This window comes from Streptomyces sp. NPDC051976, assembly GCF_040680795.1.
Taxonomy (GTDB): Bacteria; Actinomycetota; Actinomycetes; order Streptomycetales; family Streptomycetaceae; genus Actinacidiphila.
Map to the genome: position 1 here is coordinate 42,202 of NZ_JBFAXL010000044.1, position 24,449 is coordinate 66,650.

At 73.7% G+C, this 24,449-nt stretch carries 18 protein-coding genes and 1 pseudogene; 5 read left to right on the top strand and 14 right to left on the bottom strand.

Going from position 1 to position 24,449, the window contains the following annotated elements:
- Positions 1 to 4: 4 nt before the first annotated feature.
- The 3 genes from AB0M29_RS32745 to AB0M29_RS32755 form a co-directional block, all read right to left on the bottom strand.
- Positions 5 to 688, bottom strand: coding sequence for an AIM24 family protein (locus tag AB0M29_RS32745; protein WP_365389339.1), 684 nt, complete (start codon positions 686 to 688; stop codon positions 5 to 7).
- A 7-nt stretch (positions 689 to 695) separates the two neighbouring features.
- On the bottom strand, positions 696 to 2,390 hold the full coding sequence (locus AB0M29_RS32750) for a TerD family protein (RefSeq protein WP_365389342.1): 1,695 nt from the start codon (positions 2,388 to 2,390) through the stop codon (positions 696 to 698).
- A gap of 73 nt (positions 2,391 to 2,463) precedes the next feature.
- A complete protein-coding gene (locus tag AB0M29_RS32755; RefSeq protein ID WP_365389345.1) occupies positions 2,464 to 3,039 on the bottom strand; it encodes a M48 family metallopeptidase in 576 nt (191 codons plus the stop codon).
- Positions 3,040 to 3,331: 292 nt separating this feature from the next.
- On the opposite strand from AB0M29_RS32755, the pseudogene AB0M29_RS32760 reads away from it, so the two are divergent.
- The 3 genes and pseudogenes from AB0M29_RS32760 to AB0M29_RS32770 all read left to right on the top strand — a co-directional run.
- Positions 3,332 to 3,856 (top strand): annotated as a pseudogene (locus tag AB0M29_RS32760) (ThiF family adenylyltransferase); the annotation flags it as partial.
- A 103-nt stretch (positions 3,857 to 3,959) separates the two neighbouring features.
- Entirely contained in the window at positions 3,960 to 4,538 is a 579-nt protein-coding gene (locus tag AB0M29_RS32765; RefSeq protein WP_365389348.1) for a TOMM precursor leader peptide-binding protein, read from the top strand.
- A gap of 21 nt (positions 4,539 to 4,559) precedes the next feature.
- Positions 4,560 to 5,909 carry an AarF/ABC1/UbiB kinase family protein gene (locus tag AB0M29_RS32770; protein WP_365389352.1) on the top strand — a complete coding sequence of 450 codons (1,350 nt, stop codon included), beginning with the start codon at positions 4,560 to 4,562 and terminating at the stop codon, positions 5,907 to 5,909.
- Between the two features lie 34 nt (positions 5,910 to 5,943).
- On the opposite strand, the gene AB0M29_RS32775 is transcribed toward AB0M29_RS32770, so the two are convergent.
- The 5 genes from AB0M29_RS32775 to AB0M29_RS32795 all read right to left on the bottom strand — a co-directional run bounded on the left by AB0M29_RS32775 (position 5,944) and on the right by AB0M29_RS32795 (position 9,746).
- Complete coding sequence (locus AB0M29_RS32775) at positions 5,944 to 6,123, bottom strand: hypothetical protein (protein ID WP_365389355.1); 180 nt, start codon at positions 6,121 to 6,123, stop codon at positions 5,944 to 5,946.
- 131 nt (positions 6,124 to 6,254) lie between these two features.
- Positions 6,255 to 6,584, bottom strand: coding sequence for a hypothetical protein (locus AB0M29_RS32780; RefSeq protein ID WP_365389358.1), 330 nt, complete (start codon positions 6,582 to 6,584; stop codon positions 6,255 to 6,257).
- Positions 6,581 to 6,898, bottom strand: coding sequence for a WhiB family transcriptional regulator (locus AB0M29_RS32785; RefSeq protein WP_365389408.1), 318 nt, complete (start codon positions 6,896 to 6,898; stop codon positions 6,581 to 6,583). The genes AB0M29_RS32780 and AB0M29_RS32785 overlap by 4 nt, the downstream gene beginning before the upstream one ends.
- 172 nt (positions 6,899 to 7,070) lie before the next feature.
- Positions 7,071 to 7,406 (bottom strand): hypothetical protein, encoded by a 336-nt coding sequence (locus tag AB0M29_RS32790; protein WP_365389361.1) that lies wholly within the window; start codon positions 7,404 to 7,406, stop codon positions 7,071 to 7,073.
- A 135-nt stretch (positions 7,407 to 7,541) separates the two neighbouring features.
- Positions 7,542 to 9,746 (bottom strand): ATP-dependent DNA helicase UvrD2, encoded by a 2,205-nt coding sequence (locus AB0M29_RS32795; protein ID WP_365389363.1) that lies wholly within the window; start codon positions 9,744 to 9,746, stop codon positions 7,542 to 7,544.
- A 130-nt stretch (positions 9,747 to 9,876) separates the two neighbouring features.
- On the opposite strand from AB0M29_RS32795, the gene AB0M29_RS32800 reads away from it, so the two are divergent.
- Positions 9,877 to 10,113 (top strand): mycoredoxin, encoded by a 237-nt coding sequence (locus tag AB0M29_RS32800; RefSeq protein WP_365389365.1) that lies wholly within the window; start codon positions 9,877 to 9,879, stop codon positions 10,111 to 10,113.
- A gap of 33 nt (positions 10,114 to 10,146) precedes the next feature.
- Here the strand turns inward: AB0M29_RS32800 and nudC are convergent, their stop codons facing one another.
- The 6 genes from nudC to AB0M29_RS32830 form a co-directional block, all read right to left on the bottom strand.
- Positions 10,147 to 11,112, bottom strand: a complete 966-nt coding sequence (gene nudC / locus AB0M29_RS32805; protein ID WP_365389367.1) for an NAD(+) diphosphatase — start codon at positions 11,110 to 11,112, stop codon at positions 10,147 to 10,149.
- 9 nt (positions 11,113 to 11,121) lie between these two features.
- On the bottom strand, positions 11,122 to 12,549 hold the full coding sequence (locus AB0M29_RS32810; protein WP_365389369.1) for a M20/M25/M40 family metallo-hydrolase: 1,428 nt from the start codon (positions 12,547 to 12,549) through the stop codon (positions 11,122 to 11,124).
- Positions 12,550 to 12,615: 66 nt separating this feature from the next.
- Positions 12,616 to 16,029 (bottom strand): ATP-dependent DNA helicase, encoded by a 3,414-nt coding sequence (locus AB0M29_RS32815; protein WP_365389371.1) that lies wholly within the window; start codon positions 16,027 to 16,029, stop codon positions 12,616 to 12,618.
- Positions 16,030 to 16,112: 83 nt separating this feature from the next.
- Positions 16,113 to 16,883: a hypothetical protein gene (locus tag AB0M29_RS32820; RefSeq protein WP_365389373.1), complete on the bottom strand. Its 771-nt coding sequence runs from the start codon at positions 16,881 to 16,883 to the stop codon at positions 16,113 to 16,115.
- A 112-nt stretch (positions 16,884 to 16,995) separates the two neighbouring features.
- Entirely contained in the window at positions 16,996 to 20,358 is a 3,363-nt protein-coding gene (locus tag AB0M29_RS32825) for an ATP-dependent DNA helicase (RefSeq protein ID WP_365389409.1), read from the bottom strand.
- A 270-nt stretch (positions 20,359 to 20,628) separates the two neighbouring features.
- Complete coding sequence (locus AB0M29_RS32830) at positions 20,629 to 21,036, bottom strand: MGMT family protein (protein WP_365389376.1); 408 nt, start codon at positions 21,034 to 21,036, stop codon at positions 20,629 to 20,631.
- Between the two features lie 743 nt (positions 21,037 to 21,779).
- Here AB0M29_RS32830 and AB0M29_RS32835 point away from each other — a divergent pair.
- The gene (locus tag AB0M29_RS32835) at positions 21,780 to 24,344 is read left to right on the top strand and encodes a flippase-like domain-containing protein (RefSeq protein WP_365389411.1); all 2,565 of its coding nucleotides are present in this window, start codon (positions 21,780 to 21,782) and stop codon (positions 24,342 to 24,344) included.
- Positions 24,345 to 24,449: the final 105 nt, after the last annotated feature.

Here is a 24,449-nt window from a genome sequence, read left to right on the forward strand (position 1 = left end):
CCCCTCAGCCCCGGACTCGGAGGCGGTCTGTGCTGTCCTCGCTGGGCTGGACGACGACGAAGCCCTGCCCGGAGAAGGCGATCTGGAACGCCTCCCCGCTGCCGCGCCCGATCAGCGACGACGCCTTGAAGCTGCGCTTGGCCTTCATCTTCAGCCCCGACGACCAGGCGACGAGCGCGTCCGGGTCGACGTAGGTCTCGTCGGCGCCGCTGCCGCAGTCGACCACGATCGGTGTGCCGCGGGAGGTGACGGCCACCCAGCCGTTGCCGGACACCCCGACGTTGAACAGGCCCTGGCCGGCGAACTTCGCCAGGCCCTTGACCCGCTCGACGCCCCATGTCAGATGCGCGTCGAAGGCCAGGAGGTTGGTGCCGTTGACGGACACCGACTCGTTGTTGAGGTTCAGGCACACCACGTCGGCGCCGTAGTCGGCCAAGTAGAGCAGGCCGTCGCCGCTGCACTTCATCAGCGGGGCGCTCTCACCGGTGAGCCAGGCCGAGGCCATCTGGCGCACGGCGGGCGGGTTGGGCTCGTACTGCACGAACCCCTCGTACGCGACCATCGAGCCGCTGCGCGCGAAGAGGTCCTGGCCGGTCACCATGGCGACCTTGAGCATCGACGAGCCGTGGTTCTCCATCCGGGCGGCCACCGGGGTCGGTGCGTAGCCCGCGATCATCTGCTGGTCCATGGCGGGGTCACACCTCGTAGGGCTGGACGACGATGAAGTTGCCGGGAGCACCGCGGAACTGGAGGTTCACGGTCTCGCCGCTGTGGCCCGGATAGGCGCTCCTGCGCAGCCGCACCTGGCTGGAGATGATCACCTGGGCGGCGGCCGACCAGGCGACGATCGCGTTGCTGTCGGCGTAGGTGGTGGGGGTGACCGGCAGCACCACAGGGGTGCCGTGGGTCTTCACGATGACGGTGCCGGTGCCCTGGAACTGCATGGTGAACAGGGCGCCGCCGGGGATGCCGTGGCCCTCGATCCTGCGCACCTCGTGCTGGAGGCTCTCGTCGAACGCCAGCACATTCTCCGCGGAGACGCACAAGGCGTCGCCCTGGAGTTCGATGGGGTGCAGATAGGCGGCGTTCTCGGCGAAGAAGACCTGACCGCCGCCGGTGCAGCGCATGAGCTGCATCTCCTGGCCGGTGGCGTTGCCGATGATCCGGCCGGTGAAACCGGCACCCTTGTAGCCGAAATCGACTTTGCCCTGGTAGAGCACCATGCTGCCCTGGCGGGCGAGTACGGGCTGGCCGTTGCCCTGGCCGAGGTCGGCGCGCATCATCTTGGGGTTCTGCTGCGTCCAGCGCTGGCCGGTCGGCGTCTCCCGGTACTTCTGCATGCCGACGGCGAGACCGCCGCCCTGCGCGGGGGCGGGCGGCTGGCCGTAACCCTGCGGCTGGCCGGGGAACTGGCCGGGTGCCTGCCCTGGCGTCTGGCCCGGCGCCTGACCGGGGACCTGGCCCGGTACCTGTCCTGGGACCTGGCCGAACTGCGGCTGGGGGTAGCCCGGGGGCTGCGGGTAGCCGGGGGCGCCGGGGGGCGCGCCAGGCGGCGGGACCTGGCCGAACGGCGGCGGGGCGGGCGGCCCCTGCTGTCCGGGCGGCGCCAGCGGCGCGATCATGGTCGGCGCCTGGTGGATCGACTGGTTGCCGGGCGGCGGGGTGAAGCCCTGCTGCGCCGCGGCGGGTTGCGGCGGTCCCGCGGGCGCGCCGAAGGAGGGCGCGGGTGCCGGGGCGGGCGGGGGCGCGCCGAAGGACGGCGCCGGGGCCGGTGCCGGTCCGCCGGGCGGCGGCGCGAACCCGGGGGCGGCGCCGGACGGCGGCGCGAACCCGGGAGTCGCGGCCGGCTGCGCCGGCTCCTCCTCGGCGACCTCGCCGCCGAAGTTGCGCAGCAGCGCTTCGAGGCCGCCGTCGAAGCCCTGGCCGACGGCGGCGAAGCGCCACACGTCCTTGAGGTAGATGTCGGCGAGCATGACCGCGCGCTCGGTGCTGAACTCGGCGCCGGTGAAGGCGTACCGCGCGACCTCCTCGCCGCCGGCGACGATCCGCAGATAGCCGGGGGCGACCTGGGACATCTGTCCGGCGCCGTCGATCGTGGCGGTGAAGGCCAGTTTGCGCACGGTGGACGGGACGCGGTCGAGGGTGACCCGGAACGACTCGGTGTCACCGGACTGCGCGCCGAGAAGCTGGAGGGACTCCTCGGGCGACTTCGGCTGGTTGAAGAAGATGAAGTAACGGTCGTCCGACAGCTGTTCCTTGTCGTCGAGCCCGAAACAACTGATGTCGAACGTCAGGCCGGGGCCGGTGATCTGCACACCGACATAAAGATCCGTACCCGCCGTCAGATCACTGATCTTGGCCTTGTGGCCACGCTGGAATTCCCTGGCCATGGATGCGACCGTCCCCCATCCCCTCATTGCTGCTGGTGCGTGGCGACAGGCTAACCGGTCGTACGGACAGCGGCTATTCTTCCCGGGCCGCGGGCAGGTGCGGCAGCCGGTCGGCGGCGACCACGCCTTCCAGGAAGCCGCGGGCCCGCTCGGTACGCGGGTAGTTCTCCAGCAGCCGCCAGAAGCTCGGGCCGTGTCCCGGCACCAGAAGGTGCGCGAGTTCGTGCAGCAGCACGTAGTCGATGACGTACTCGGGCATGCCCTGCAGCCGGTGCGACAGGCGGATGCTGCCCTCGGACGGGGTGCACGAGCCCCAGCGGGAGTTCTGGTTGGTGACCCAGCGGACCGAGTCCGGGACGGCCCGGCCGCGCAGATACTGCTCGGACAGCCGCTCGGCGCGGGCGGCCAGTTCGTCGTCGCCGGGCATCCGGCGGCTCTCCTGGGCGGCGAGCTTGTCCAGCATCACCGTCACCCAGCGCTGTTCCTCCGCGGCCGACATCCGGGCCGGGATGAGCACGACCGTGCGATCGCCGTCGCGGTACGCGGAGACCGTCCGGCTCCGTCGGGCACTGCGGCGGACCTCCACCGCGCTCGTCCGAAGGCCGCTAGCGGACTGACTGGCGAGATTTCGCGCTCGATCGGCGGACACGCCGACGACGTTACCCGCTGCATGTCCGGGAAGTCCCGTCTCCCGGCCGGTTCGCATGGGAATCACCTCGCTTCATACGCATATTGAACGACTATCCCCCACAACCTGTGGATAACCGCCCGGCCGAACCTTCGGAATCGGACATGCTGGCATCTGTCGCTCACGGAGAGTGATGGGATCGGGCCGAGCCGGCGGCGGCCGGCCGATGGCCGAGAGGTCGGCGTGTCGGCGGGTGGCCGGGTCGGTCGACGGAGCGGTCGACGGGACGAAGGAGGTGGCGGGCATGCGGCCGATGCTCAAGAGCGCGCTGCGGCGGAGCTGGCGGGACCGGGAGAGTGTGCAGTTCGGGGTGGACCCCGCGCACGCGGTGGTGCTGGAGCCGGTCGACGGGGCGGCGGCGGGGTTCCTCGACCTGCTCGACGGCACCCGGTCCGCCGACACCCTGACCCGGGACGCGGGCGCGCTGGGACTGGCTCCCGACCAGGTCAGACGGCTGCTGGCGCTGCTCGCCGAGGGCGGTGTGCTGGACGACGCGGCGGCGCACGGCGCCCTGTCCGAGGCGGTGCGGCACCGGACGGGCGCGCTCGACCGGCTGCGGCCCGACCTCGCCGCGCTCTCGGTCGTCCACCCCTGCGCGGGCGGGGCCGCGGACCGGATACGGCACCGGCGGACGGCCAGGGTGCGGGTGCGCGGCGCGGGCCGGGTGGGCGCCGCGGTGGCCTCGGTGCTGTCGGCGGCCGGGGTGGGCTCGGTCGACGTGCTGGACAGCGGGCGGGTCGAGCCGTGGGACGTCGGGCCTGGCGGCATCCCCGCCGAGCACATCGGGGACCGGCGGGACGCGGCCGGACGGGGCGCGGTGCGGCGGGCGGCGCCGGACCCGCGCGCCCGGCAGGGAGCGCGCCGCGCCGGGCGCCGCGCTGGTGGTGCTCGCGCCCCGGGACGGGCTGGACGCCTATGCGCCCGACCCCGAGGAGTCCCGGCGGCTGGTCGCGGCGGGCGTGCCGCACCTCTACACCGGGGTGGTGGAGGGGACGGGCGTCATCGGCCCGCTGGTGGTGCCGGGGCGGACCGCCTGCGGCGAGTGCCTGGGGCTGGGCCTCGCGGAACGGGACCCGGCGTGGCCGAGGATGCTCGCCCAGCTCAGGTCGGGGCGGCAGCCCGCGGTGCCCGCCTGCGACATCGCGCTGGCCACCACGGTCGCCGGGCTGGCGGCGGCCCATGCGCTGGCCCATCTCGACGGGCGGCGGCCACCGAGCACCGGGGCCCGGCTGGAGCTGTCGCTGGCCCGGCTCTCCACCCGGGTGCGGCCGCTTCCCGGGGACGCCCGGTGCGGCTGCGGCGCCGCGGTCCGGCAGCGCCCGGCGGGCCCGCGGGACGGGGCGGGCGGGGCGGGTGGGACGCCCGTAGCGGTGCCCGGCGGCGGGCAAGCGGAGGGGAGAGCTTCAACTGACGGTCTCCGGGTCGGGGCGCGAGTGCGGGAGGGCACAATGGCCATGTGACCGACGGGAAATGAGGGGCGCATGTCTGATCTTCCGCGCAAGGCTGTGACCCGGACCGCGAAACTGGCCGCGCTCCCCCTGGGGTTCGCCGGTCGGGCCACGCTCGGGCTGGGCAAGCGCCTGGGCGGCAGACCCGCCGACGAGGTCGCCTCCGAGCTGCAGGAACGCACCGCCGAGCAGCTCTTCAAGGTCCTCGGGGAGCTCAAGGGCGGGGCGATGAAGTTCGGCCAGGCCCTGTCGGTCTTCGAGTCGGCCCTGCCGGAGGACGTCGCCGGTCCCTACCGGGCGGCGCTCACCAAACTCCAGGAGGCCGCCCCGCCGATGCCCGCCCGCACCGTGCACAAGGTGCTGGCGGAGCGGCTGGGCAGGAACTGGCGGTCGCTGTTCGCCGAGTTCGACGACACCCCGGCCGCCGCGGCGTCCATCGGCCAGGTGCACAGGGCGGTGTGGAGCGACGGGCGCAAGGTCGCGGTGAAGGTCCAGTACCCGGGGGCGGGTGACGCGCTGCTGTCGGACCTGGCCCAACTGGGCCGGGTGGCCAGGCTCTTCGGGCCGCTCATCCCTGGCATGGACGTGAAGCCGCTGCTGGCCGAGCTGCGCGACCGGGTGGCGGAGGAGCTGGACTACGCCCTGGAGGCGAAGGCCCAGCGGGTGCACGCGGAGGAGTTCGCCGGGGACCCGGACATCCATGTGCCCGATGTAGTGCACCAGGCCGACCAGGTGCTGGTCACCGAGTGGATGGACGGCGTCCCGCTGTCGGAGGTGATCTCCGGGGGCGACGAGGCGATGCGCGACCGGGCGGGGCAGCTGCTGGCGCACTTCCTGTTCGCCGGTCCGGCCCGCACCGGGCTGCTGCACGCCGACCCGCACCCGGGGAACTTCCGGCTGCTGGTGGACGACGGCCCGGCCGAGGGCTGGCGGCTGGGCGTGCTGGACTTCGGCACCGTGGACCGGCTGCCCGAGGGCCTGCCGCTGCCGATCGGCACCGCGCTGCGGCTCGCACTGGAGGGCGAGGCGGAGGAGGTGCACGCGATGCTCCGGCAGGAGGGCTTCGTGAAGCCGACGATCACGCTGGACTCGGAGGCGGTGCTGGACTACCTGCGGCCGATCATCGAGCCCGCCGGGTGCGAGGAGTTCGCCTTCGACCGGGCGTGGATGCGTACCCAGGCGGCACGGATCGCCGATCCGCGCTCCCCCGCGCACCAGTTGGGCAAGCAGCTCAACCTGCCGCCGTCGTATCTGCTGATCCACCGCGTGACGCTGAGCACCGTCGGGGTGCTCTGCCAGCTCGGGGCGACGGTGCGGCTGCGCGACGAACTACGCGAGTGGCTGCCCGGTTTCGACCCGGAGGGCGCTGCCGAGTCGGCCTGAGCCGTCCCGCCGACCGATCGGGCCGGCGAGCGGGCTACCACCAGGAGGAGTCCAGGCGTCCTTCGATGCTCCGCAGGTGCTTCCGGGCGCACTCGTCGCAGAAGTACACACGGCGGCCGTTCTCCTTGGAGCAGGTCCAGGTCAGCGGCAGCCCCTCGCGCGTGGTGCCGCAGCTCTCGCACGTCGTCGTGGTCTGAGGGTTCTTCTGATCCACTGGGTGACGATACCTCCGCAGGCGTCGCCTTTGCCGCCCAACGCACCGCGGGACCGGTCCTTCTGGACCGGTCCCGCGGTATCTGTCGTGGTCAGCGCTGTCGCGCGGTCACCGGGCCACTGCCCTGGCGACTACTGCATCACGGCGAGGGCCAGCGCCCGCCGGGCACGCAGGGAAGCGCGCTCGGCACGCCGCTGGAGCTTGCGCGCCCGCACCAGCCGAACGTACCTGCGTTCGTGTTCGGCCTCGTACAGGCGCTGTTGCATATGGGCACGAGCCAGAGCTTCTGGCATGAGTTGCATTTCGAGGTTCCTGTTCTGGTGCGCCGCATGGGCGTCGGAAGTACGTGCGGGAAGTTCGCTGAGGCTGGGTGTCATCGGAGCCTGATTCTTCGGATCGTGGGTGAGTGGGCGGTCGATGGTGCCGGGTGCGTGCGTGGTGCGGGTGTTCTTGGTGCTCATACCGCGAGCGCGTCCTTGCGCGGGCGGCCACGGGGCCGCTTGCGGGGGACGACGACGCCCTGGATGAACAGCTCGCCACCCCAGACGCCCCAGGGCTCACGGCGGTCCTTGGCGCCGGCGAGGCACGCGTCACGGACAGGACAGGTCTGGCAGAGGGACTTGGCGTACTCGACGTCTGCCGGGGACTCCGCGAAGAAGACCTCGGGGTCGTAGGTCCGGCACGGGACGGGCACGCCGAGTCGCTCGATCTCGTCATCGAGCTCGGTCAGGGGCAGCAAGGCGGTCTCCGGGTGATCTGCGGGCGGGCGGTTCAGGTCGGGCTGGGGTCCGGACGGTGCGTGCGGGGCGGTGTGCACGGTGTTCGTTCCTCGTCTGTGTGTCCGGCCTGGTCGGCCGGTCTTCGGTTGTGTCTGTCTGGAGAAAACAGAAGGGCCGCGGATCCCGGTCTGGGATTCCGCGGCCCTGAGGTGCCGACCTGATGCGCTATCAGGCTGGATCACTCCAGGGTTCGAGCCCGCGGAAGGCCCACTTACCGTGCTGCTGCGTCTTCTGCTGTCCCTTGGCGGTTCCACCATCGATGCCGTTGGCGGTACCAGCGCCGGCGCCGTTGGCCGCCGCCGCAAAGGCATAGGCCGAGGCCTGCGTCTTCGCCGCCGCCGCTACCGCAGGCGCCTGGATCGGTCGCTCATTCCGCTCACGCACCGGGACGACCGGCAGGAGCAGGGAGGCGGACAGACCGGTGGCACGCAGCGAAACACCGAGCGGGCAGGTGGCGATGACCGAACGATCGGTCATTTTGGTGGTGGTCATCTGGCTGATCATCTGGCTCGCCTCCTCTCGGCGTCTCGTGTGGCTGATGGAACGGACTGCTAGTACATCACGATCGCCCCGGCTCTTGGAAGAGCCGTTCTTGACCGTGCTCAGGAAGGCTATGGGGACTTCCGCGGGATGCGCAAACTATTTTTCTGCTTCTTCTGGAGAAGATTCTTCGGCGTCTTCCGGAACCTCTGGTTCCCTTCCGGCGCACAGCGCGAGGACGTCCGCGCCGAACTTGTCCAGCTTGCGGGCGCCGACTCCGGCGATCGCCGACAGCCCCGCCTCGTCGTCCGGCCTGACCTCGGCGATCGCCAGCAGCGTCTTGTCGGTGAACACGCAGTACGCCGGCTGTCCCAGCTCCTTGGCCTGCTCCATCCGCCACGCGCGCAGCCGCTCGTACAGCGCCTCGTCGAGATCGGAGGGGCAGTCCTCGCAGCGCATCAACTTGATCTCGCCCGCCTCGGACAGCGTCCGCCCGCACACCCGGCACTGGACCGGGCCGCGCCGCTTGCGTCCGCCGGAGCCGCGCTCCACGCCGCCTCTGCCGCCCGAACCGCCGCCCCGGGCACCAGCGGCCGCCGAACCCGGCCGCAGGCCGTCGAGGAAGCGCGAGGGACGTCGGCCGCCGCGTCCACCGGGCGACCGGGACAGCGCCCACGACAGCGACAGGTGCAGCCGGGCGCGGGTCACTCCGACGTAGAGCAGCCGCCGCTCCTCCTCGACCTGCTCGTCGGTCTTGGCGTAGGTGATCGGCAGCGTGCCCTCGGTCAGGCCGACCAGGAACACCGCGTCCCACTCCAGGCCCTTCGCCGCGTGCAGCGAGGCCAGCGTGACGCCCTCGACGGTCGGGGCGTGCTGCGCGCTGGCCCGCTCGTCGAGCTCCGCCACGAAGTCCGAGAGGGTGGCGCCCTGCCGCGCCGCCGCGAAGTCCTCCGACAGCCGCACCAGGGCCGCCAGCGACTCCCACCGGTCCCGGACCGCGCCGGAGCCCGCGGGCGCCTCGGAGGCCCAGCCGCGCGAGCTGAGCACCGCCCGCACCTGCTCGGGGACCGTCGCGTCCTCCAGGCCGGGGTCGGAGTTGCCGCCCGCGCGGGCCGCGCCCCGCAGCAGCAGCCCCGCCTCGCGCACCTCGGGCCGCTCGAAGAACCGTTCGGCGCCGCGGAGCTGGTACGGGATCCCGGCGTCGGCCAGCGCCTGTTCGTAGACCTCCGACTGGGCGTTGATCCGGTACAGCACGGCGATCTCGCTCGGCCGCACCCCGGCGGCGATCAGGTCCTTGATCCGGCGGGCGGCGCCCTCCGCCTCGGCGGGCTCGTCCGTGAACTCGGTGTACGTGGGCTCGGGCCCCGCCTCGCGCTGCGAGATCAGCTCCAGGCGGTGCGCGGCGGCCTGGCCCCTGGCCTGGGCGAGCAGGCCGTTGGCGAGGCCGACGACCTGGGGTGTCGAGCGGTAGTCGCGGACCAGCTTCACCACGGTGGCGTCCGGGTGCCGGGTCCTGAAGCCGAGCAGGAAGTCGGGGGTGGCGCCGGTGAAGGAGTAGATGGTCTGCGAGGCGTCACCGACCACGCACAGGTCGTCACGGCCGCCCAGCCACAGCTCCAGCAGCCGCTGCTGGAGCGGGCTGACGTCCTGGTACTCGTCGACCACGAAGTGCTGGTACTGGGAGCGGACGGTGTCCGCCACGTCGGGCCGGTCCTGCAGCACGCCGACGGTGAGCAGCAGCACGTCCTCGAAGTCGATCACCCCGCGGTCCCGCTTGAGCTGCTCGTACGTGGTGTAGATCCGGGCCACCTCGGCCGGGTCCCGGGGCACGTCACGGCCGGTCTTGGCGGCTGCCGCCGGATACTCCTCGGGCACGGTCTGGGTGACCTTGCACCACTCGATCTCCCCGGTCACGTCCCGCAGTTCGTTGCGGTCCAGCCGGATACGGCAGCGGGCGCCCGCCTCCGCCACGAGCTGGATCTTGCGCTCCAGCAGCCGCGGCATCTCGCCGCCGATGGCCCGCGGCCAGAAGTACTGGAGCTGGCGCAGCGCCGCCGAGTGGAAGGTCCGCGCCTGCACCCCGCCCGCGCCGAGCTGCCGCAGCCGCCCGCGCATCTCGCCCGCCGCCCGTGCCGTGAAGGTGACCGCGAGCACACTCGCGGGCTGCAGGATGCCCGCACGGACCCCGTACGCGATCCGGTGGGTGATCGCGCGCGTCTTGCCCGTACCGGCGCCGGCCAGCACGCATACCGGCCCGTGCAGCGCCGTGGCGACGGCACGCTGCTCGGGGTCCAGCCCGGCGAGCACCGCGTCCGCGGAGTCGGGCACGGCGGGGAAGAGCGATTCGTGGGTTGTCGCAGTCACACCGCCACTCTGCCAGGTCCCGCCGACACCCCGGGAAAGTTATCCACAGCCCGCGCCGGAATGCGGCGCCCGCCTGTGGTGTTCTCTTGTCGCTGGACCCCCTACACCAGGCGACGAGGAGCAAGAAGCGATGTCCGTGACCATGTACAGCACCACCTGGTGCGGCTACTGCCGCCGGCTGAAGACCCAGATGGACCGCGAGGGCATCGCGTACACCGAGATCAACATCGAGGAGGACCCGGCGTCCGCCACCTTCGTGGAGAAGGCCAACGGCGGAAACCAGACCGTCCCGACCGTCCTCTTCGCCGACGGCTCGACCCTGACGAACCCCTCGCTCGCCCAGGTCAAGATGAAGCTCGGCGCGTAGCACCTGCCGCCGGACGCACCTGTACGGCCTCGCCTACGACTTCTCCTGCCCGAACGGCCGGTCGCCGACCGAGCCCGGGCGCGGCAGGGGCTTGCCGTACCAGAGTTCGATGAGCCGGGCCGCGATCGAGATGCCGAACGGGGGCAGGACCTCGCCGGACTCGAACGCGGCCCGCAGGTCGTCCCGGGAGAACCAGCGGGCCTCGCTGATCTCCTCGCCGTCGACGGTGATCTCCGACGAGGTGGCGCGGGCGTTGAAGCCCAGCATCAGGCTGGACGGGAACGGCCACGGCTGGCTGGCGACGTACTCGACGTCGCCGACGGTGACCCCCGCCTCCTCCAGCACCTCGCGGCGCACCGAATGCTCGATGGACTCGCCGGGCTCCACGAAGCCCGCCAGCGTCGAGAAGCGGCCCTCGGGCCAGTGCACCTGGCGGCCGAGCAGCGCGCGGTCCTCCTCGTCGGTGACCAGCATGATCACCGCGGGGTCGGTCCGCGGGTAGTGCTCCGCGCCGCAGGCCGGGCAGCGGCGGATGTGGCCCGCCGCGGCGATGACTGTGCGCTCGCCGCAGCGCGAGCAGAAGCGGTGCATGCGCTGCCAGTTCTCCAGCGCGACGGCGTGCACCATCAGGCCCGCCTGGAGCGGCGAGAGCAGTCCGCCGACCTCGCGCAGGCCCGCGGCGCGGGCCTCCTCGTCCATCCGGCCCGGCAGGGTGTCCTTCTGCAGAGCGAAGTAGCGGACGCCGTCATCACCGATACCGAGGAAGTAGCGGTGCGTCTCGGTCTCCGGCGCGTCGAAGGCCGGGGTCATGACGAGTTCCGTGCCGCCGTCGGCGGTGTCCTCGACCAGCACCTGGCCGCCGGAGACCACGAAGACACGGGTCGTCGGGTGGCTCCAGGCCGCGGCCAGCCACGCCTCGTCGAGGCGGTGGTGTGCGGCTCGGTCGACACCCTCGTGCGTGAGGGCCAGCGGTCGCGACGTCGCGTCCAGTCCGGTCAAGGCTGTTTCCTACTTCCCCGTCGTTCGTTGCCACGGCTCGGCGCGCCAGTCCTCGGCGAGCTCCCCCCACAGGTGGGCGGCCGTCTCCACGCCCTTGAAGAGCAGATCGATCTCCACCTTCTCGTTCACCGAATGCCAACCGTCGGACGGCACGGAAATTCCCAGGAACAGCACGGGAACACCCAGGACGTCCTGGAGGTCGGCGGCGGGTCCCGAGCCACCCTCACGGGTGAAGCGGATCTCCTGGCCGAACGCGCGGCCCATCGCCCGTACCAGTGACCGCAGCGCGGGGTGGTCCAGCGGCGTCAGACAGGGGCGGGTGCCGCCGCCCCAGAAGCGGATCTCGTGCCGGATCCCGGCGGGCAGCCGCTCGGCCACCCAGTCGGTGAACAGCTGCTGGATCCGGGCCGTGTCCTGCCCCGCGACCAGCCGGAAGGAGAACTTCAGCTGTGCGCTCGACGGCACGATCGTCTTGCCGCCGGGGCCGCCGTAGCCGCCGTGGATGCCGTTGACCTCGGCGGTCGGGCGGGCCCACACGCGCTCCAGCGTGGAGTGGCCCGCCTCGCCGAGCGCGGCGTGCGACTTGGCCGTACGCAGCCACGCCTTCTCGTCGAACGGCAGCTCCGCGAGGAGTTCGCGCTCGCGCGCGGTGAGGTCGATCACCCCGTCGTAGAAGCCGGGGATGGCGACCTTGCGGTCCTCGTCGTGCAGCGCCGCGACCAGCCGGGCGACCTCGGTCGCCGGGTTGGGCACCGCGCCGCCGAAGGAGCCGGAGTGGATGTCCTGGTCGGGGCCGTACAGGTCGAGCTGGCCGTCCACCAGGCCGCGCATGCCGGTGCAGACGGTCGGGGTGTCCTCGGCCCACATGCCGGTGTCCGAGACGATCACGGTGTCGCAGGCGAGCCGGTCGGCGTGGGCGCGGATCAGGGCGGCGAAGTTCGGGGAACCGGACTCCTCCTCGCCCTCGATGAGCAGCTTCACGTTGACCGCGGGGGCGCTGCGGCCGGTCGCCGCCAGGTGCGCGCGCAGGCCCAGGGTGTGCAGGAAGACCTGGCCCTTGTCGTCGGCGGCGCCGCGGCCGTACAGCCGCCCGTCGCGCTCGACGGCCTCGAAGGGGTCGGTGTCCCAGCCGTCCTCGCGGGCGGCGGGCTGCACGTCGTGGTGGCCGTAGACCAGCACGGTCGTCGCGTTCTCGTCGCCCGAGGGCCACTCCGCGAACACCGCGGGGGCGCCGTCGGTCTCCCACACCTCGGCGACCGGGAATCCGGTCTCCCGCAGCGCCGCCACCAGCCACTCGGCGCTGCGGCGCAGCTCCGGGGCGCGGTCGGGATCGGCCGAGACGGACGGGATGCGCACCCAGTCCCGCAGGTCCTGGAGGAAGGGGGCGGTGTGCGAGGCGATGTACGCGCGGACGTCGTTGTCCTGGGTCGAGCTCATGGCCTGCAGCCTAGCTTGGCGGGGTGCGGCGGCCCGGGGCGGCCCTGGTCCGCCGGGCCGCTACGGCTACTCGCCGCTCAGCAGGCGTTCCAGCTCCGCGCGGTCCGGGAGGCGGTCGGGGCGGATCAGGGCGCCGCTGCGGATGTGCAGGAAGGCGGCAGTGACGCGGTCGAGCGGGACGGCGTGCAGTTCGGACCAGGCCACCCGGTAGACGGCGAGCTGGAGCGGGTCGGCGTCGGTGCCGCGACCGGTCTTCCAGTCGATGATCTCGTAGCCGTCGTCGCCGTCGCGGTACACGGCGTCGATCCGGCCGCGGATGACCCGGCCCGCGAGGGTGACCTGGAACGCGGTCTCCACGCGGTAGGGCGTGCGGTCGGCGTACGGGGTGCGCAGGAAGGCGTCCTTGAGCGCGGTGAGGTCGTGCTCGTCGGCGATGTCCTCGTCCTCGACGCCGGGCAGGTCCTCGGGGCCGAACAGCGGGCGGGCGTCCAGGCGGGACTCCACCCAGGCGTGGAAGCGGGTGCCGCGGCGTGCGGCGGCGTGCGGGCGGCGCGGCATCGGGCGCGCCAGGTCGCGGGCGAGCCCGTCGGGGTCGGCGGCCAGCCGCATGAGCTCGGTGGCGGTCAGCGCGGCGGGCAGCGGCACGTCCCGCTGACCGGCGCGGGCACGCCGCAACTCACCGCTGAGCGCGGTCAGGTCGCGGTCCCAGGACGCGATGAGCCGCGCCTCCTCCGGTGAGGCCCCCTCGGGGGCGGTGGGCCCGGTCCGCTGGGGGCGGGCGCTCTGGTGCGGTACGGGGACGGGGCGCTCGGTGGGCAGCGCGTCCCAGTCGTCGGGGTCGACGAGCTCCCCGGGGGCGTCCGGGTCGCCTGGGTCGTCATCGGGAAATTCGTGGTCGCCGGGAAGGGCGGTGCCAAGAGGGGCCTCGGCGGCCGGGCCCTCCAGATGGGCCAGTACGGTACGGGCCGCGCGGCGGCGGCGGTCCAGCGCGGCCGGGTCCAGCGGGAGCGGCCAGGGGTGGTCGGCGGTGGTCTCCAGCGCCGGGTTGACGGCGTCCTCGGCGGGCTGCTCCGTCCAGTGGTCGATCTCGCCGAATCCCGCCTCGCAGTGCTCGCGCAGCGCCTCCAGGAACGCCGAGGGGCCGAACGGCTTCTTCTGGGTCGGCCCCCACCAGTGCCCCGAGCCGAGCAGCAGCGAGCGCGGCCGGGTGAACGTGACGTAGCCGAGCCGGAGTTCCTCGACGCGCTGGTGCTCCCTCATCGCGTCGCGGAAGCCGTCGAGCCCGGCCCTGGTCCACTCCGGCACCTCGGGGAGCGTCGCCGCGTCGCCGCGCAGCCCGTGCGGCAGCACCTTGGCGTTGGCGGGCCACAGCTCGCGGCCGCGCTCGCTGGGGAAGCCCTTGGCGACCAGGCCGGGGACGGCGACCACGTCCCACTCCAGGCCCTTGGACTTGTGCGCGGTGAGCACCTTGACGGTGTTCTCGCCGCCCGGCAGCGAGCTGTCCAGGCCCTTCTCGTACTGCGCCGCGGTGTGCAGGAAGCCGAGGAAGGCCAGCAGGGTGGCCTCGCCGTCGAGGGCGGCGAAGCCCGCGGCGATGTCGAGGAAGGAGTGCAGCGTCTCGCGGCGGCGGGCGGCCAGCGCGTGCGGGGAGGCGGAGAGTTCGACCTCCAGGCCGGTGACCGCCAGCACCCGGTGCAGCACGTCCATCAGCGGGTCGGCCAGCGCGCGGCGCAGATCCCGTATCTCGGCGGCGATCCGGGCGAAGCGCACCCGGGCCTCCGCGGAGAACGGCAGCTCGTCGCCGTCCCCCGCGGCCAGGTGCCCGGCGTCGAGGAAGGTCTCCAGGGCGTCGGCGAGCGAGATGACCTCGGCCGGGTCGACGCCCTCGACGGCCGCCGCCAGCGGGTCCTGCCCGCCGTCTTGCGCCGCGCCGTATCCGTACCGCACGAGGCGGCGGGCCCGGCGGCCCAGCAGCGCCAGGTCGCGGGGGCCGATCCGCCAGCGGGGGCCGGTCAGCAGCCGTACCAGCGAGGCGTTCGCCGTCGGGTCGTGCAGCACCTCGCAGACCGCCACCAGGTCGGCGACCTCGGGCAGGTGCAGCAGCCCGGACAGGCCGACGACCTCGACGGGGATGTCGCGGGCCACGAGGGCTGCGTGGATGTCGGCGAAGCGCACGGCGGTACGGCACAGCACGGCGATCTCGCCCGGCGGGGTGCCGGTGCGCACCAGGTGGGCGATCCGGTCGGCGAGCCAGCCGGTCTCGTCGTCCTGGGTGGGGAGCAGGGCGCAGCGCACCAGCCCGTCGCGTTCGGCCCCGGGCGCGGGCCGTAGCGCCTCGACCCCTTCGTGGCGGTCGCGCAGCTCGGCGGCCAGGGTGTTGGCGAGGTCGAGCAGCCGCCCGCCGGAGCGGCGGTTCTCGCTGAGCGCGTAGCGGTCGGCGGGGCGGCCGTCGGCGTACGCGAAGTGCCGGGGGAAGTCGTCGAGGTTGGCGACCGAGGCGCCGCGCCAGCCGTAGATCGCCTGGCAGGGGTCGCCGACCGCGGTCACCGGGTGCCCGGTGCCGCCGCCGAACAGCCCGGCGAGCAGCAGCCGCTGGGCCACCGAGGTGTCCTGGTACTCGTCGAGCAGCACCACCCGGTACTGGTCGCGCAGGATCGCGCCGACCTCGGCCCTGCTCTGCGCGAGCGTCGCGGACAGCGCGATCTGGTCGCCGAAGTCGATCAGGTCGCGGCGGCGCTTCTCGTCCCGGTACGCCGCGGCGAGCCCGGCGAGGTCGAGCCGGGCCCGTACCGCCTGCGTCACCTCGCGCACCCAGGCGAAGCCGCGCTTGCCCGGGTCGAGGTCGGCCAGTTCCTCGGCGAGCCGGGTGTCGTACGCCCGCAGCCGCTCGACCGGCACCAGGTGCTCGGCCAGCTCGCCCTCCAGCGCCAGCAGGTCGCCGACCAGGGTCGGCAGGCCCTTGGTCAGCGCCGGATACGGTCCCGGCGCCTGCCGCAGCACCTTCGCGGCGAGCTGGTAGCGGGTGGCGTCCGCGAGCAGCCGCGCGCTCGGCTCCAGGCCGATCCGCAGCCCGTGGTCCTTCAGGAGCTGCCCGGCGAACGCGTGGTACGTCGAGATCTGCGGGTCGCCCGGCGGGTCGGCGGCGGTGTCACCGGCGAAGGCACCAGGCGCGCCGCCCGGCGCCGCGCCCGCGTCGGGGCCGCCGATCCCGGCCTGTGCCAGCGCCCGCCGCACCCGCTCGGACAGCTCCCCCGCCGCCTTGTTGGTGAACGTCAGGCCCAGCACCTGCTCGGGCGCCACCTGCCCGGTGCCGACCAGCCACAGCACCCGGGCCGCCATCACCGTGGTCTTGCCCGACCCGGCTCCGGCCACGATCACACCCGGCGCCAGCGGCGCGGTGACGCACGCCATCTGCTCCGGGGTGAAGGGGATGCCGAGCAGCGCCTTGAGCTGCTCGGGATCGGTGAGGGGGGTGGCCACACCGGTGAGGCTAGCCGCCCGCGCCGACACCCGAGCCCAGGGCCGGGACGGCCTGGGACCACGGGAGGGGTCGGTCGGAACGCTCAGACGGAGAAGCCGTCGCCGTCCGGTCCGGTGTAGGCGCTCAGGTCGACGGTCTGGGACCGCGGCGGGGCGGCTATGTGGGCGGGCTTGCCGAAGCCGCCGAAGGTGCCGGACCCCCGATCGGGTCCGGAGGGCGTGACGACCTTGACGACGTACGGGTTGCCGGTGGTCGTGACGTAGACCGTGGTGACGTCGCCGGACTTGTGGTGGATGAGAGGGAGCACGGGACGGCCGTCGAGGACTGTCGGGTGGCCCTTGACCAGGGTGCCCTCGTTGTCGTCCGAGGACATGGTGCCGATCATGCCCTTGATGGTGCACAGCATGTCGAAACCGCTCTGGGCGTAGAGCTTCGGCGGCAGTTTGACCCATTTCCCCGCCAGCAGAGGGGCCACCGCCTTGCCCTTGCTGCCGCCCTTGGTCTCCCAGTAGTGCGCGTCGGCCTTCAGATAGCCCGTGGTACCGATAGCGATGATCTGGAAGGCGGTGCCCTCGATCCGCATCGCGGCAGCGCACTTGCCGGACCCGGTGAGGGCCTCCTTGATCTGCATCGGCTTGCCGTCGGAGACGAAGGACATGTCGACGGTCATGCTCGACGCGGCCTTCATCGACGTCTCGGCGCGGCGCAGCACCTCGTCGGCCGTCAGGTCCTGGAAGGGACCGGCGGCCGCGGACGTGGTGACGACCGGCTTGACCAGCGGCGCCACCCCGTCCTTCTTGTCGCCGCCGCAACCGCTCAGCACCATTGCGGCGATGGCCACCGCCGCAGTCATGACCGCCGTCTTCCCCTTGGCCCCCACGGCCGCCCCCTCGACTCGTCCTTCTCCCCTACCGCCAACATAGCGCCGGGCACCGACAGCCCCACCGGCGGCGTCCGTGCGCGCCCTACTCCACGACGTGACGGCCCTCGGGCCGCGCCGTGCAGGACGCCCGGAACGAGCAGTGGGCGCAGTGCTGCCCGGTCTCCGGCGTGAAACGCTCGTCCAGCACCTTGCCCGCGGCCCGCGCCAGCAGCTCCTCGGCCCACTCCCCCGCGAGCGGCTCCTGGTGCTGGACCGCCGGTACGGTCTCGCCGCCGTCCTTGCGCGCGGCGCCCAGCCGCAGCTGGACGAGTTCCGCGCCGCCGGCGGGCGGCCGCTCACCGCCGAACAGCGGGTCGACGGCGCCCTCGCGCACCGCGAGCTGGTACACGGCGAGTTGGGGGTGGCGGGCGACCTCGGCGGCGGTCGGCTTGGCGCGCCCGGTCTTGAAGTCGACCACGTACGCGTGCCCTTCGGCGTCCGTCTCGACCCGGTCCATGCTGCCGCGGATGCGCACCTGGACCTCGCCCGCCTCCAGGGTGACGTCGAACTCGTGCTCGGTGGCGACCGGTTCACGGCCGCGCTCCATCACGTGCCAGCGCAGGAAGCGCTCCAGGGCCGCGCGCGCGTTCTCCTTCTCCTGCCGCGACTTCCAGGGCGCGTCGAAGGCCAGGGCGTCCCAGACCGAGTCCAGCCGGGCCATCAGCACGTCGAGGTCGGCGGGCGCGCGGCCCGAGGCGACCTCGTCGGCCAGGACGTGCACCACGTTGCCGAAGCCCTGGGCCGCGGTGGACGGCGGCTCCGCCTTCACCTCGCGGCCGAGGAACCACTGCAGCGCGCAGGTGTTGGCGAGCTGGTCCAGTGCGCTGCCGGACAGCACGACGGGCTGGTCGCGGTCGCGCAGCGGCACCGCGGAGCTGGTCGGCTCGTACAGGCCCCACCAGCGGTCCGGGTGGGCGGCGGGGACCAGCGGGTGGCCGTCGTCGGTGAGCGCGGCCATCCGCGCCAGGCGCTGCGCGGCGGCGTCCCGCAGCGCCGGGGAGGCGTCCGGGTCCACGGTGGTGGCCCGCAGTTCGGCGACGAGCGCGGCGACGGCGAGCGGGCGGCGCGGGCGGTGGGTGACGTCCTGCGGTGTCACGCCCAGTTCGGCCAGGAAGCGGGACGGCTGGTCGCCGTCGTCCGCGGCCGACTTCACGGCGGTCACCAGCAGCCGCTCGCGGGCGCGGGTGACGGCCACGTAGAACAGCCGCCGCTCCTCGGCGAGCAGCGCGCCCGGGGTCAGCGGCGGGGCGAGCCCGTCGCGCCCGATCCGGTCCGCCTCCAGCAGCGAGCCGCGGCGCCGCAGATCCGGCCAGAGCCCCTCCTGGACCCCGGCGACCACGACGAGCCGCCACTCCAGGCCCTTGGAACGGTGCGCGGTCATCAGCCGTACGGCGTCGGGGCGTACGGTACGGCCGCCGAGGGTGTCGGCGGCGATGTCGTGGGCGGACAGCTCCTCGATGAGGTTGAGCGCGCCGCGCCCGCCGGTGCGCTCCTCGGCGCGGGCCGCGGTCTCGAACAGCGCGACGACCGCGTCCAGGTCGCGGTCGGCGTTGCGGCCCGCCGCCCCGCCGCGCAGCGCCGCCCGCTCCAGCCGGGCGGGCCACGGGGTGCCGTCCCACAGCCCCCACAGCGCGTCCTCCGCGGTACCGCCCCGCTCCAGCGTCTCCCGGGCGCCGCGCAGCAGCGCCCCCACCCTCTGGGCGCCCCGTGCGTACGCCGGGTCGTGCGTCACCAGCCGCTCCGGCGCGCCCACCGCCTCCGCGATCAGCACGTCCGAGGGCCGCGGCACCGACACCCCGGCCGTCCGCTCCTCCTCGCGCAGCGCCCGGCCCAGCCGCCGCAGATCGGCCGCGTCCATACCGCCGAGCGGCGAGGTGAGCAGCGTCAGCGCGTCCTCGACCGACACCGCGACCGGTCGGAGCCCGGGCTCTGCGGCCGATTCCGGCACCTCCGGGTCCTGCGGCCCTTCCGAATCCTCCGGGTCCTGCGGCTCCCCCGAATCCTCCGGGTCCTCCGGCACCCCGGCCGCCGCGGCTTCGGCCGCCGTCTCGCGGGCCGTGCTGGACTCCGCCGCCAGGCGCAGCGCCAGCAGGAGCGGGGCGACCGCGGGTTCCGCGTGCAGCGGCAGGTCGTTGGCCTCGGTCTCGACGGGGACGCCCGCCGAGGTGAGGGCGCGGCGCAGGGCGGGCAGCGGGGTGGCGGCGCGGACCAGGACGGCCATGTCGTGCCAGGCGAGGCCGTCCTCCAGATGGGCGCGGCGCAGCACGTCCGCGATGCCGTCGAGTTCCGCACCGGTGGTGGGGTAGGTGCGGACGGCCACCGAGCCGCCGCCGCGTACGGGCGCGAGGTCGCGGTGGGCGCGGACCGCGGCGGCGGGCAGCCGGGGCAGCGGCATCCGCTCGGCCAGATGGCGCGCCGCCCGCAGCAGGTTGGCGCCCGACCGGCGCGAGACGGTGAGCACCCGGACCGCGGCGGGCCGCCCGTCGCGGTGCGGGAAGGCGTCGGGGAAGCCGAGGATGCCGTTGATGTCGGCGCCGCGGAAGGCGTAGATCGACTGGTCGGGATCGCCGAAGGCGACCAGGGTGCGGCCCCGGCCCGCCAGCGCCTGGAGCAGCCGTACCTGCGCCGGGTCGGTGTCCTGGTACTCGTCGACGAACACCGCGTCGTAGCGTCCGGCCAGCTCCGCGTACACCTCGGGCCGCTGGGCGAGCAGCACCGCGCGGTGGACGAGTTCGGTGTAGTCGATGACGCCCTGGAGGTCGGTGACCTCCAGATACTCGTCGAGGAAGGCGGCCGCGGCCAGCCAGTCGGGGCGGCCGATGCGGCGGGCGAAGTCGGCCAGCGCATCGGGGCCGAGGCCCAGCTCACGACTGCGGGCCAGCACCGCGCGCACCTCGTCGGCGAAACCGCGGGTGGTGCGGGCCGCGCGCAGCGCGTCGGGCCAGCCGATCCGGCCGCGGCCGTCCCGTTCCAGCGCGGTCTGCCCGGCGAGCAGCTCGCGGACCATGAGGTCCTGCTCGGGTCCCGACATCAGCCGTACCGGGTCGGCGAACAGCTCGGGCGCCTGGTGGGCGCGGACCAGCGCGTAGCAGAACGAGTGGAACGTGGTGGCCTGCGGACCCGCCACCGCCCCCGCGGCCATCCGGTCGCGCAGCTCGACGGCGGCCTTGCGGCTGAAGGTGAGCACCAGGATCCGCTCGGGCGCGATGCCCGCCCGTACCCGTGCGGCGACCGCCTCGACCAGCGTGGTCGTCTTCCCCGTGCCCGGTCCCGCCAGTACCAGCAGTGGTCCTTGTCCGTGCTCAACCACCGCGCGCTGAGCTGCGTCCAGCACGGGGGGTGCGGTGGCCGCCGGCGGCGTCCGCACCAGCCGGTACCCCGTGCCGCTGTGCGCCGGGCGCGGCAGGGTGGCGGAGGCGGTGGAGGCCGAGGAGGGTGTCACGTGGTTCGCCGGTTCTGTGGGTGCCTGGTCGGTACGGGCCTGGGGTCTGCCTACGGTGCTGACGGGATCGGTGGAGTCGGTACGCGCCCGGCCGCCACGGACGGGGGACGCCCGCGGACGGGAGCTGACGACGCTACGCCACCCGCGGCGCGCACGGCGTGTACTCCGTACGGGCGGCCGATGTCAGGTCGCGGACCCGGATGGCGGAAGCTTGAGGGCATGAGACCCGGGCCGTCAGCCGCCAGCGCCGCCGCCGGGTGCGTCCTGCCGCGCGGCGCCCGCGCCGGAGGACGCACCAGGCGCCTGGCCGTCCCAGCGCGCCCGGCGCATGTCGACCCGCGGTATGTGCCCCTCGGCCGCCGGGCCGCTCTCCCGCAGCGGGGTGCCCTCGGCGCGGTACTCACCGAGAGCGGCCAGCTCATGGCCGGGCAGCGGCTTTCCGTCGGAGCGCACCACGCGCCACCACGGCACCGCGCCGCCGTACAGCGCCATGACGCGGCCGACCTGGCGCGGCCCGCCCTCTCCGAGCCATTCCGCGACATCGCCGTATGTCATCACGCGTCCGGGCGGGATCAGTTCTACGGTGTCCAGCACCCGCTCCGCGTACTCCGTGGGGGCTCCGGGGTCGTACTCCTCGCTCATCCGAACAATCCTGCCCCAGACCACCGACAACGGGGGGTTCCGGTCCCATTCGCAGACCTCTCATGCCACCATCGTCCGGGCGGTGACTGGTGATACGAGATCAAGAAGAAACGACGGGGGACGTGAAGGGCGCGGAGCAGGCCGGGGAGGCCGCCCGCGCCCCCGACCAGCGCGCCTCCGACCAGCCCGGTTCCGCTCCGCAGCCGCCGGGCCCCGCCGCCGTACCCACTGACCCCGCCCCGGCGCACGCCCCACGCGCCGACCGCCCCGCCGCGCCCCGTTCCGGGCCGGGCGACCCCGAACCCGAATCCGCCACCGGACGCGGACCCGAGTCCGCTTCCGGGCCGGAACCGGCGTCCGGACCCGGCTCCGAGCCCGAGGCCGCCCCGAAGCCCGGATCCAAGGCCGGGTCCGCGAGCGGCCCGACGCCGGGGTCCGAGCCTGTGGCCGAGACCGAGGCGGCCCCGAAGCCCCCGACCAAGGCCGAGGCCGCGTCGCCGTCCGAGGCCGAGCGCGGCTCCGGCACCGGACCCGAATCCGGACCCGAGTCGTCCTCCGGCACCGGCACTGGCTCCGAGTCGGACCCGGAGGACACGGGAGTCGCCGGCTCCACGCCCGAGCCCGGCTCGACCCCCGCCCCCACCCCCGAGCCTGTCTGCCCGCCCGGCGAGGGCCCGGCGCCGCGGGCGGTATCCGTGGACGAGCCGCTGCTCGCGGCGCGGGTGCACCGGCCCGCGGACCTGATGCGGTTTCTGTTCGGGCTGCTGGGGATCGCGGTGGTGCTGGCCATCGCGGGGTTCGCGCACGCGACGACCACCGGCCTGGAGACGGACATCACCAAAGGCGCCGATCACGCGCCCGACGCGCTGGCGTCGTTCGCGGGGCTGACCGCGAGCATCGCGGTGCTGATCGTGCCGGTGGCCTTCGCCATCGAGCGGCTGGTGAAACGGGACGGGCTGCGGATCGCCGACGGCGTCCTCGCCGCGGTGCTCGCGCACGGCACGGCGCTGGCCACCGACCTGTGGGTGACGAGTTCGGCGCCGAACCCGATCCAGGAGGCGCTGACCCACAACGCCCCGGGCGGCACCGGGCTGACCGACCCCGTCCACGGCTATCTCGCGCCGGTCATCGCCTATGTGACGGCCGTCGGCATGGCCCGCAGGCCGCGCTGGCGGGTGGCGCTGTGGTTCGTCCTGCTGCTGGACGCCTTCGCGGTGCTCGTCGGCGGCTACACCACACCGTTCTCGATCGCCCTGACCGTACTGATCGGCTGGACGGTCGCCTACGGCACGGTCTACGCCGTCGGCTCGCCGAACGTCCGCCCCACCGGCCAGCACCTGCTGGCGGGCCTGCGCCGGGTCGGTTTCGCGCCGCTCACCGCGCGCCGGGTCGAGGTGGACGGGCCGGAGAGCCCGGACTCCGACCGCGGCCGGCAGTACCTGGTCACGCTGGAGGACGAGCCGCCGCTCGACGTCACGGTGGTGGACCGCGAGCAGCAGGCGCACGGCTTCTTCTACCGGCTGTGGCGGCGGCTGGCCCTGGTCGGCGGCATCACGCAGCGCCGCAGCCTGCTGTCGCTGCGGCAGGCCCTGGAGCAGGAGGCGCTGCTCGCCTACGCGGCCATCGCCGCCGGGGCCAACGCGCCCAAGCTGATCGCCACCTCCGAGCTGGGCCCGGACGCCGTGATGCTGGTCTACGAGCACATCGGCGGCCGCCGGCTGGACGCGCTGACCGACGGAGACATCACCGACAAGCTGCTGCACGAGTCGTGGACGCAGGTGCGGGCGCTGCAGTCGCGGCGGATCGCGCACCGGCGCCTGGTCGGCGAGTCGCTTCTGGTGGATCGTTCCGGCAGGGTCTTCCTGACCGATCTGCGCGGCGGCGAGATCGCGGCCGGCGACATCGTGCTGCGGATGGACATCGCCCAGCTGCTGACCACGCTCGCGCTGCGGGTCGGCCCGGAGCGCGCGGTCGCCTCGGCGCTGGCGGTGCTCGGCCCCGACACCGTGGCGGCCTCGCTCCCGCTGCTGCAGCCCATCGCGCTGAGCCGGGCGACCCGGGCGCAGCTCAAGCAGCTCGCGCGGGCGCGCGCGCAGCGCGAGCGGGACGCGGTGCTGGCCGCCTCGGCGGCGGAGAAGGAGGCCCGCGAGGAGCGGCGGGCGCAGAGCGCGGAGCACTCCGGTGGCGGCGCCACGGGCGTGGTGGGCGCGGCGCAGGACGCGAAGTCGGTGTCGAAGGCCGACCTGTCCAAGGCCGAGCGCAAGGCGGAGAAGCGGGCCATAGAGGACGCGCTGGAGGAAGCCCGCGAGGAGGATCTGCTGTCGCGGATCCGCCAGCAGGTGCTGCTGATCCGGCCGCAGGCACCGGTCGAGCCGGTGCGGCTGGAGCGGATCAAGCCGCGCACCCTGATCACGGTGATCGCGGGCGCCTTCGCCGCGTACTTCCTGCTGTCGCAGCTCAGCTCCGTGCCGATCGGCGACGCGATCGCGAACGCGGACTGGCGCTGGGCCGTCATCGCCGTGCTCGGTTCCGCTGCCAGTTATGTGGCCGCCGCCTGCGCGCTGGCGGGCTTCGTACCGGAGCGCCTGTCGCTGGTGCGGACCGTACTGGCCCAGGTCGCGGGCTCGTTCGTGAAGCTGGTCGCCCCGGCCGCCGTCGGCGGGGTCGCGCTCAACACCCGCTATCTGCAGAAGTCCGGCGTGCGGCCGGGGCTCGCGGTGGCCAGCGTCGGCGCCTCGCAGCTCGTCGGGCTCGGCGCGCATGTGACGCTGCTGATGACGTTCGGCTTCATCACCGGTACGGAGAAGACGCCGTCCCTGTCGCCGTCCCGGACCGTGATGGCGGGCCTGCTCACCGCCGGTGTGCTGGTGCTGGTCGTGACGGCCGTGCCCGCGCTGCGGAAGTTCGTCTCGACCCGGGTACGGGCGCTGTTCGCGGGTGTCGTGCCGCGCATGCTGGACGTGCTGCAGCGCCCGGCGAAGCTGGTGACCGGTATCGGCGGCACGCTGATGCTGACGGTGACCTTCGTGATCTGCCTGGACGGCTGCGTACGGGCGTTCGGCGGGCACCTCAGCTACTCGGCCATCGCGGTGGTCTTCCTCGCGGGCAACGCGCTCGGCTCGGCCGCCCCGACCCCGGGCGGCGTCGGCGCGGTTGAACTCGCCCTCACCGGTGGTCTGATCGCGGCGGGCCTGCCCAAGGAGGTCGCCACCCCGGCGGTGCTCTTCTTCCGTCTGCTGACCTTCTGGCTGCCGGTCCTGCCGGGCTGGCTGGCCTTCACCCATCTGACCCGCAAGGGCGAGCTGTAGCCGTCGCGGTGCGGCGCGGCCCCTGGCGGCCGCGCCGTCCCCCGACCGGCCCTCACTGACAGGCCCTTGTCAAAGTTTCCGCCAAATCTCGCCCGCGCCCCCCGC

Coding starts and splice junctions, on each gene's coding strand:
- AB0M29_RS32820 (WP_365389373.1), bottom strand. CDS start 16,883: ATGACTGCGGCGGTGGCCATCGCCGCAATGGTGCTGAGCGGTTGCGGC.
- AB0M29_RS32810 (WP_365389369.1), bottom strand. CDS start 12,549: ATGAGCTCGACCCAGGACAACGACGTCCGCGCGTACATCGCCTCGCAC.
- AB0M29_RS32780 (WP_365389358.1), bottom strand. CDS start 6,584: ATGAGCACCAAGAACACCCGCACCACGCACGCACCCGGCACCATCGAC.
- AB0M29_RS32770 (WP_365389352.1), top strand. CDS start 4,560: ATGTCTGATCTTCCGCGCAAGGCTGTGACCCGGACCGCGAAACTGGCC.
- AB0M29_RS32750 (WP_365389342.1), bottom strand. CDS start 2,390: ATGGCCAGGGAATTCCAGCGTGGCCACAAGGCCAAGATCAGTGATCTG.
- AB0M29_RS32830 (WP_365389376.1), bottom strand. CDS start 21,036: ATGAGCGAGGAGTACGACCCCGGAGCCCCCACGGAGTACGCGGAGCGG.
- AB0M29_RS32790 (WP_365389361.1), bottom strand. CDS start 7,406: ATGATCAGCCAGATGACCACCACCAAAATGACCGATCGTTCGGTCATC.
- AB0M29_RS32745 (WP_365389339.1), bottom strand. CDS start 688: ATGGACCAGCAGATGATCGCGGGCTACGCACCGACCCCGGTGGCCGCC.
- AB0M29_RS32835 (WP_365389411.1), top strand. CDS start 21,780: ATGCGGTTTCTGTTCGGGCTGCTGGGGATCGCGGTGGTGCTGGCCATC.
- AB0M29_RS32800 (WP_365389365.1), top strand. CDS start 9,877: ATGTCCGTGACCATGTACAGCACCACCTGGTGCGGCTACTGCCGCCGG.